This window comes from Chitinimonas sp. BJB300, assembly GCF_002735695.1.
In the GTDB taxonomy this organism is placed as follows: Bacteria; Pseudomonadota; Gammaproteobacteria; order Burkholderiales; family Chitinimonadaceae; genus Chitinimonas.
In genome coordinates this window covers 1-9418 of the sequence record NZ_PDZH01000135.1, presented here as the reverse complement: position 1 = coordinate 9418, position 9418 = coordinate 1, and the positions used below count along the sequence as shown (strand labels likewise).

General features: G+C 50.6%; 7 protein-coding genes and 1 pseudogene. 5 read left to right on the top strand and 3 right to left on the bottom strand.

What is annotated here, in order from left to right:
* Positions 1-280: 280 nt before the first annotated feature.
* Together CSQ89_RS17755 and CSQ89_RS17745 are read right to left on the bottom strand one after the other, a co-directional pair.
* Positions 281-895 (bottom strand): annotated as a pseudogene (locus tag CSQ89_RS17755) (IS110 family transposase); the annotation flags it as partial.
* Positions 896-982: 87 nt separating this feature from the next.
* Positions 983-1273, bottom strand: coding sequence for a PsiF family protein (locus tag CSQ89_RS17745; RefSeq protein ID WP_099407421.1), 291 nt, complete (start codon positions 1271-1273; stop codon positions 983-985).
* A gap of 128 nt (positions 1274-1401) precedes the next feature.
* Between CSQ89_RS17745 and CSQ89_RS17740 the strand changes: the two genes are divergently transcribed.
* Complete coding sequence (locus CSQ89_RS17740) at positions 1402-2127, top strand: YebC/PmpR family DNA-binding transcriptional regulator (RefSeq protein WP_099407420.1); 726 nt, start codon at positions 1402-1404, stop codon at positions 2125-2127.
* Positions 2128-2474: 347 nt separating this feature from the next.
* Here the strand turns inward: CSQ89_RS17740 and CSQ89_RS17735 are convergent, their stop codons facing one another.
* Entirely contained in the window at positions 2475-3062 is a 588-nt protein-coding gene (locus CSQ89_RS17735; protein ID WP_099407419.1) for a LexA family protein, read from the bottom strand.
* Between the two features lie 248 nt (positions 3063-3310).
* Between CSQ89_RS17735 and CSQ89_RS17730 the strand changes: the two genes are divergently transcribed.
* From CSQ89_RS17730 to CSQ89_RS17715, 4 genes are all read left to right on the top strand, one after another.
* Positions 3311-5233 carry a PrkA family serine protein kinase gene (locus tag CSQ89_RS17730; RefSeq protein ID WP_099407418.1) on the top strand — a complete coding sequence of 641 codons (1923 nt, stop codon included), beginning with the start codon at positions 3311-3313 and terminating at the stop codon, positions 5231-5233.
* Positions 5234-5326: 93 nt separating this feature from the next.
* Positions 5327-6598 carry a YeaH/YhbH family protein gene (locus CSQ89_RS17725; RefSeq protein WP_099407417.1) on the top strand — a complete coding sequence of 424 codons (1272 nt, stop codon included), beginning with the start codon at positions 5327-5329 and terminating at the stop codon, positions 6596-6598.
* Entirely contained in the window at positions 6595-8166 is a 1572-nt protein-coding gene (locus CSQ89_RS17720; RefSeq protein WP_099407416.1) for a SpoVR family protein, read from the top strand. Before CSQ89_RS17725 ends, CSQ89_RS17720 begins: the two co-directional genes overlap by 4 nt.
* Positions 8167-8421: 255 nt before the next feature.
* Positions 8422-9129: an SAM-dependent methyltransferase gene (locus tag CSQ89_RS17715; RefSeq protein ID WP_099407415.1), complete on the top strand. Its 708-nt coding sequence runs from the start codon at positions 8422-8424 to the stop codon at positions 9127-9129.
* The last annotated feature ends 289 nt before the right edge of the window (positions 9130-9418 follow it).

The window sequence follows — 9418 nt, the reverse complement described above, 5'->3', positions numbered from 1 at the left end:
ACCAAGAACAAGGTTGAGATTGCAGCCATACATCCAGACTTTTAATAAGGCCTTCGCCTCTGTCCCTGATGGAATATGCTGACCGACTCCGCTATCAGATCACCGTGCTTTACGCACTTTGACAATCCCGGGGTTTGCCGGTCACGGTCTTACCTGTCTTGCCATCACATCAAGATTGCCTGCGCAACCGCTGGAAGTCTTTACCAATCTTCATTGTCACTATCAACCGGTCTGGCTACTCTCCTGTGAACGCCAGGGTGCGGTCGGACCGGAACTCTCGCTAGTGTGTCAGTAGGGCCCAGACAATACGAGCGTTCTTATTGGCCAGTGCCAACGCCGCTACATTGACATGTCGCCGCGCTACCACGCCGTTTAGCCACGTCGAGGTGCGATCCGTTTTGCTCTCCGCAAAGCGTAACACCGCTCGGGCACCGTGAATCATCAAGGTACGCAAGTAACTGTCGCCACGCTTGCTGATACCCAGCAAGGTCGGCTTACCACCACTGGAGTGCTGTCGCGGCACCAAACCGAGCCATGCTGCAAATTGTCGACCATTGCTGAAGTTTCGGGCATCGCCTACCGTGGCGACCAGGGCGCTGGCAGTAAGCGGTCCGATGCCGGGGATCTTCGCCAACCGGACGCTGGAGGTAACATTTTGGTGCCAGCACTGAATGTCCTGTTCCTGTGCCTCAATCTGCTGATCCAGTGCTTTCAGGTGGTCAGAGAGCGTCTACAGCAACTGCTTGAAGGTGCTTGGCAATCCATTCTCGCCGTCTTCCAGTATCTCCGGAATGCGTCGGCCGATAGCGTGGATACCCTGCGGGATAACGATGCCAAACTTGACTAACAGGCCGCGAATTTCGTTGGCAGTTGCAGTGCGCGTTTTGACGAAACCGGCACCTTTAACGTAGTGCCGATGGTGGGGGCGTCCATTCTATTAGATCAAGTCTGAACTTCTACATCTTAGTTGGGCCGAGGCTATTTATTTCTTCAGACATTCGCTCATAAATTGTTTACGTTCAGGCCCTTTTAATTCCTTAGTTCCGGCTTCAGCATTACATTCTTTCATTTTATTTTGCTGAATTTTCTGTTTGCTTTTTAAGCATTCACGCATAAAAGACTTACGTTCATCGCCCTTTTTATCTACCGCAGCTTTGTTACATTCAGCCATTTTATTCTGTTGTTTATTAGGCTCCTTTACTTCATCTGCTGCATAACCGGTACCTACACCGAAAGTAAGAAGCAGGGTGGTGATCAAGGTAAGACGTAACATGAAAAGCTCCAATTAGAGAATATGCCATGCGAGTTTAGGGGAGGGCGGCCAGTATCGCAAATCTGTCACTGAACGACTGTGTTAAAATTCGCGCCTTTCCGTGACTTGTTCTGCAAGAGGTTAATACCATGGCTGGCCATTCGAAGTGGGCGAATATTCAACATCGCAAGGGTCGTCAGGACGCCAAGCGCGGTCAGTTGTTCACACGACTGATTAAGGAAATTACAGTTGCCGCCAAGATGGGGGACCCAGACCCGGTGACTAATCCACGTTTGCGCCTTGCCGTCGATAAGGCTTTGGGTGCGAATATGCCTAAAGACAATATTCAACGTGCGATCGATCGTGGTGCCGGTAACCTGGAGGGGGTCGATTACATCGAAACTCGCTATGAGGGTTATGGGATAGGTGGCGCGGCGGTTATGGTTGATTGTTTAACCGACAATAAGACGCGGACTGTGGCTGATGTACGCCATGCCTTTAACAAATATGGTGGCAATATGGGCACGGATGGCTGCGTGTCTTTCCAGTTTAAGCACTGTGGTTATCTTATCTTTGCGCCTGGCACGAATGAAGATGCTTTGATGGAAGCTGCTTTGGAGGCTGGTGCAGACGATGTACTGACTAACGATGATGGTTCGATTGAAGTTATCACTCCGCCGTATGACTTCGTGACTATTAAAGAAACCCTTGAGAAGGGTGGTTTCAAGGCTGAGATGGGCGAAGCAACCATGAAGCCACAAGCTGAAACGGAGTTGGCAGGGGATGATGTAGTTAAGATGCAGAAGTTATTGGATGCATTAGAAAGCCTGGATGATGTCCAAGAGGTTTATACGACAGCAGTAATGAATGAGTAGTGGTTATAAGTAAGAATATTGAAAGGATACTTTCTAGCAGAGTTATCTATTTCAGGTACTGATGAATAAAAACAGGCCCATGTATATATGGGGCCTGGGGGGTGTCAGGATTTCCGGGGGGGTCAGGATTTCCGTGTTCAGGGCGGGTTTGAGATTCACACGGATGGTCGGACAAACCGGTCCGCGTAAAGAATAGCGAATTGGTTCATCGCCGTCTTCCAATCCTTAGCGGCACGACTCCAAATTACGCCAGGGCCTGTTTTTATTTTCCTTATCTGAGTCGCTTATCTTGCTGATGAACGTATGTTTTTAAGAAGCATTTCAGAGGGACAGTCCAAGTATGGTCTTTATCGATACTTACGCACCAAGCCCACCATTACACCAAAAATTTCCAGTTCTGCTTTAGGGCGAATGACTGGGTAGGCTGGGTTGGCAGGTAGCAACACATAACGTCCTTGCTCACGCCCCAAAGTCTTGAGGGTGAATTCGTTATCAACGATGGCGATGACAATGTCGCCGTTATTCGCGCTATTACGTCGTTCGATTACCGCCAAGTCCCCTGCATGGATTCCGGCATCTATCATCGAGTCGCCCTTTACAGGGATTAATAAGGTATTGGATGGTTGTTCGATAAGGTATTGGTCAATCGCAAAGGTATCGCTACCTACATCACGGGCCGCGATAGGCATGCCGGCTGGGACGGGTTGAGAAGAAAGCGTACGCTCGAAGAACCGATCGGTAGGTACCCAATCCCCATCGTTGCTGCGCGTGACAAAGCCTTGAAGTTGGAGCCGCGTCAATAACTTCGATACGGCTGATTTACTGGCAAAGCCTAATAACTGCATTAAGCGTGCATACGAGGGTAGACAACGATTGTCCGCGTAGTAGTCCTGAATCCGACCCAGATAGTCGAAATCCTTTTCGAATTCGTTCATGTAGGCTCTGTCAAAGTAAGCAAGGGAAAGTGCTCACTCTAGTGAACGTACGTTCTCTTTGCAAGTTTTATGGCGGTTTTACCACGAAGGAAGAAGGACCTGAGTACCGCTTGTTTCATGTGCTATACCGGGATTGTGCGTACATTAGAATGACAAATCGGACACGACTTTCGGGCGCAAATCTTTCACGCGCTTTACGCCAAATCGTATAACGCCCGTTCGCCATACTTAGCAAGAGAGGGAACGCCATGGATATTTTCGCTAATTTCAGCGCCCGCTACGACCGTACCCGCGAAGAGGAAATGAGCCTGCGGGAGTATTTGGATTTGTGCAAGCGTGAGCCTGGTGCTTATGCCACTGCGCCCGAGCGTATGCTGCTGGCTATTGGCGATCCTGAAATGGTCGATACCCGTAACGACACCCGTTTGAGTCGAATCTTTGCCAACAAGGTGATTCGGGTCTATCCGGCTTTTCGTGAATTCTATGGCATGGAGGAGGTCATTGAGCAGGTGGTCTCGTACTTCCGTCATGCGGCCCAGGGGTTGGAAGAGCGTAAGCAAATTCTCTATCTGCTTGGCCCGGTTGGCGGCGGTAAGTCATCGATTGCTGAAAAACTGAAGGAGCTGATGGAGCGGGTGCCTTTTTATTGCGTCAAAGGCAGCCCGGTCAATGAGTCGCCTTTGGGATTATTTAACGGAATGGAGGATGGCCCGATTCTGGAGGAGCAGTTTGGTATTCCGCGCCGTTATTTAAAATGCATACCAAGCCCTTGGGCCGTTAAGCGCTTACAGGAATTCAATGGTGACATTGATCAATTCCGCGTAGTGAGACGTTATCCCTCGGTGCTCAAACAGATTGCTGTGGCCAAGACAGAACCCGGTGATGAAAATAACCAGGACATCAGTTCGCTTACCGGTAAGGTGGATATCCGTAAGCTGGAAAAGTACGCTCAGGATGACCCTGATGCATATAGCTACTCGGGTGGTTTGTGCTTAGCAAACCAAGGCTTGCTGGAGTTTGTCGAAATGTTCAAGGCACCGATCAAGGTGCTGCACCCGCTTTTGACGGCTACACAGGAAGGCAATTTCAAGGGCACAGAGGGTTTCGGGGCCATTCCATTTGATGGCATCGTGCTTGCCCACTCGAACGAATCGGAATGGAAGCAGTTCAAGAACAATAAGAATAATGAGGCCTTCCTCGACCGTATCTACATTGTGAAGGTACCGTACTGCTTGCGCGTCAGTGAAGAAGTGAAGATTTATGAAAAGCTGGTCCGCAACTCTTCGCTGAACAATTCGCCTTGTGCACCGGGCACGTTAAAGATGATGTCTCAGTTTTCCATTCTGTCCCGTCTTAAAGACCCGGAAAATTCCAGCGTCTATTCAAAAATGCTGGTCTACGATGGCGACAACTTGAAAGATACTGATCCGAAGGCGAAGTCGATCCAGGAGTATCGTGACTTTGCTGGGGTTGATGAGGGGATGGACGGACTATCAACGCGCTGGGCTTTCAAGATATTGTCCAAGGTATTCAACTTCGACCATACCGAAGTCGCTGCGAACCCGGTGCATCTGCTGTATGTGTTGGAACAGCAAGTGGAGCGCGAACAGTTTGCGCCAGAGACCGAGCAGAAGTATCTGGCCTACATCAAGGAATACTTGGCGGGAAGGTATGTGGAATTCATAGGCAAAGAAATCCAGACCGCCTACCTGGAGAGCTACTCCGAATACGGTCAAAATATCTTTGACCGTTATGTGACCTTCGCCGACTTCTGGATACAGGATCAGGAATACCGTGACCCAGATACGGGCGAGAGCTTTGACCGCAATGCGCTGAATAATGAGTTGGAGAAGATCGAAAAACCAGCTGGGATCAGCAACCCGAAGGATTTTCGTAACGAGATCGTTAATTTTGTACTGCGGGCCCGTGCCAACAATGCAGGCAAGAATCCGACCTGGACCAGCTATGAAAAGTTGCGCGCGGTCATTGAAAAGAAGATGTTCTCCAACACGGAAGAGTTACTGCCGGTGATTTCCTTCAATGCCAAGGGCAGTAACGAAGACGCCAAGAAGCACGAGGATTTTGTGAACCGTATGGTGCAAAAAGGCTATACGGCCAAGCAAGTAAGACTGCTATGCGACTGGTATCTACGGGTGCGTAAGTCTTCATAGCGTGAATAGTGAGGCCCGCGAAGGGTGGTACCGAACTTTGCTTGGTTCACCTTTCCAATTTGTAGCTGCGGTTCACTTCTCACGGGAGCCAGAATGGTTCACCTCATTGATCGCCGGCTCAACGGCAAGAACAAATCCGCTGTCAATCGCGACCGGTTCTTGCGTCGTTTTAAGGGGCAGATCAAGGAAGCGGTTACGCGAGCGGTAAAAGGCCGTTCCATTACCGATATTGAGAGTGGTGAAAAGGTATCAATTCCGGTCAAGGATGTGTCGGAGCCGGTGTTTGGCCATGCCCGTGGCGGCGTTTGGGAAACAGTTCATCCCGGTAACAAGGAGTACCAGAAGGGCGACTATATTGATCGCCCGGACGAGAATGGTGGTAAGGGTGGTTCGGGCAAAGCCTCGCAGGATGGTGAGGGCGAAGATGACTTTGTTTTTGAGCTGAGTCGCGAGGAGTTTCTCAACTTCTTCTTTGAAGACCTGGAGTTGCCTAATCTGGTCAAGACCCAACTCACCGCAACCGAAGCGTTCAAACAGATTCGTGCGGGCTATAGCACCGATGGCACCCCTTCGAATATCGACGTAGTACGTTCACTCAAAGGTGCGTTGGGACGGCGTATTGCCCTCACGGCAGGGCCGCTGGCACGCCTGAATGAGGCACGCGAAGAACTCGATGAACTGTTGGAAAAGCGCGATGAGAATGATCCTAAGGTATTAGAGCTGCGCGAGGAAATCCGCCTGCTCAAAATGCGAATTCTCGGGATTCCGTTTATTGATCCCTTTGATTTGCGCTATAGCAATCGGGTGAGAGTGCCGCGCCCTCACACACAAGCCGTGATGTTTTGTGTGATGGATGTATCGGGGTCGATGGATGAGCAGAAGAAAGACACCGCTAAGCGTTTCTTTATCCTGCTCTATCTGTTTCTTACCCGGGCCTATGAAAAAATCGAGGTTGTATTCGTACGCCACCATACCCAGGCTGCTGAGGTCAATGAACACGACTTCTTCCATGCTCGTGATACAGGCGGCACGGTTGTTAGTTCGGCCCTGAAATTGGTACATCAGATTATTTCGGAGCGCTTTCCCTCCAATGATTGGAATATCTATGTAGCCCAGGCATCCGATGGCGATAACTGGGACAGTGACTCGGTCGTCTGTAAAGAGATTCTGTTGGCCGATGTCCTCCCTTTGGTGCAGTACTACGCCTATATCGAGATTACCGAAGGCGAACCCCAGAACCTATGGGCGGAGTATGAGCAAGTACGCGATGCTTGTAGCCAGTTCGCTATGCGTAAGATTCAGTCGCCGGCAGATATTTACCCGGTGTTCCGCGACCTGTTCAAGAAAGTGACGAGCCACGCATGAACGAGATCGCCCCTTCGCAAACAGGTGTCAAAAAGCGCAGTCGTAAAAAAACTGAACCCAGCAAGGGCCCACTTTCGACAGGGTCGGAATGGACTTTCGAACTGATTGATAAGTACTACAAGGAAATCAGTCGGGTTGCGACCGATCTCCAGCTTGATACCTATCCGAACCAGTTGGAGATTATTACCGCCGAACAAATGATGGATGCCTATGCCTCGGTAGGCATGCCGGTGATGTACCACCATTGGAGTTACGGTAAGCACTTCCTCAGTACAGAGAAGGGCTATAAGCGCGGCCAGATGGGCTTGGCTTATGAAATTGTGATCAATTCCAGCCCGTGTATTTCCTATTTGATGGAAGAGAACTCGATCACTATGCAGGCTTTAGTGATTGCTCACGCGGCGTTTGGCCACAATAGCTTCTTCAAAGGCAATTATCTTTTCCGGGCTTGGACCGATGCTTCGGCCATCATCGATTATTTGGTGTTTGCCCGGCAATACATCCGTAAGTGTGAAGAGCGTTATGGCGTCGATGCGGTGGAAGAGTTGCTAGATAGTTGCCACGCACTGATGAACTATGGGGTTGACCGTTACAAGCGCCCGCCCAAACTATCTGTGACTGAAGAGCAGGCACGCCAATCCGAGCGCGCCGATTATCTACAAAGCCAAGTGAACGAGCTGTGGCGTACGCTGCCACGCCGGCAAGAGGAAGCTGAAAAGGAAATCTCACGCCGCTTTCCCGAAGAGCCGCAGGAAAATCTGCTCTACTTTATCGAGAAATTCGCGCCGCTTCTGGACCCCTGGCAACGGGAGATCGTGCGCATTGTGCGCAAGGTTGCCCAATATTTTTACCCACAGCGACAGACCCAGGTAATGAATGAAGGTTGGGCCACCTTCTGGCACTACACCATCATGAACCGGCTCTATGACGAGGGATTGCTGACTGATGGTGCGTTGATGGAATTTCTGCATTCGCATACCAATGTGGTTTATCAGCCGCCGGTTACCAGCCGTTGGTACTCGGGTATCAATCCTTATGCGCTGGGCTTTGCCATGTATAGCGACATCAAGCGTATTTGTGAGCACCCCACCGAAGAAGACTATCGCTGGTTTCCAGACTTGGCTGGTACGCCGTGGCGGCCGGCGCTGGAGTTCGCCATGAAGAACTTCAAGGATGAAAGCTTTATTGCTCAATATCTGTCACCCAAGTTGATTCGGGACTTCCGTCTATTTTCCGTTCGCGACGATGACCAGGAGGCGAAGCTGGAGATCAGCGCTATTCATGATGAAGAAGGCTACCGGACGATTCGGCATAAGTTGGCTGATCAATACAATCTGGCGAACCGCGAGCCGGATATCCAGGTCTGGGATGTGAATACCCGGGGCGACCGTTCGCTCACCTTACGCCATACACAACATAACCGCCGGCCCTTGGGGAATAGCGTGCATGAGGTGTTAAAGCATATTGCCCGCCTATGGGGGTTCTCAGTGAAGCTGGAAAGCTGTGATCCAGAAGGTACGGTGATCTTGAGTTATGACTGCAAACTCGAAAAACGGCATGGGCATTAGGGCGGTATTCTTCTAAAAACTGTTCGCGAGCAGGCGTTAGGTGGGTGAAACGAAACGCAGAAACCTGAGCCTACTTAGGTACATGAGGCCTGATTCCAGCTGCAAAGTAAGATATGAACTGGTTCTAAGCGGGATGCAGGCCTATATATCAAAGACTATTGGAGTTGAGCTGGAAATCTGTTCATGGTTTTACCAAGCGTCCCTTTCCCGCCGACCTATCGCTACAAACCTTAAACAAGTTTCCAAGATAAAACCATGAGCCAAGACCCCAGTGACGGCGTCCGGTACGACGCACGCCATGCCGCTGCCTATGAGCGCAAGATTCGTCAATTGATCCCCGCCTATGAATGGTTACATCAATTATCAACAGATTTGTTACTAGCGAGCTTGCCGGCAGATGCACGTGTGTTGGTGGCCGGCAGTGGTACTGGCGAGGAATTGCTGCGTTATGCCCAAGCCGCACCGCGCTGGCAACTTGGTGGTATCGAACCGTCTGAAGAAATGAATAAGCTAGCAACAGCCCGCGTTAGCGATGCGGGCTTGGCTGCGAGAGTAACGCTTTATCCGGGCCATGTTGGCGAGGTGAAGGTGGGTAGTGGTTTTGATGCAGCTACCAGTTTGTTGGTAATGCATTTCCTACCCGATGACGGGAGTAAGACGCGCTATTTGGCCAGCTTGGCGGATTCGCTGCGGCCTGCTGGAATACTGTTATTGGCGGACTTGGTTGGTGAACGTGGCGGAGTCGGATTTGAGCGGCTATTCGAGGCGTGGTACCACCAGCAATGTCGTACGCGTGATCGCCGTGATCTGGTTGATCTCGACTTTGCGCATTTGCGGCAGAACGTTTACCCCCTCAGTCCAGCGCGCTGGCAGGCTTTATTGACGGAGGCGGGTTTGGTAGAGCAGGGTGAGTATTGGCGATCTTTTGGCGTTGCAGCATTTTGGGCGATCAAGCAGCGATAGGGTTAAAGACTCAAGATTGCTATCGTGTGTTGCCATGCTTGAGAGAACAAGTTCGCGCGTAGTCGCATATAAACTATCGAATAAATGAAAGTGATTGATGAGTAGCGAGTTACAGATTGTGGATATACAACTGGGCGATGGTAAGGAAGTGGTCAAAGGGGCGTTGCGGCTTGGCAATGCTGCATAAACTAGCGGGTGGGAATCCCGTCCAGGTAATCGCTAGCCACGAGCCTGGTATCGAGCCTTGCAGGCATATCGGTAACGATATGTTTGATGCGTAGGCACGAAA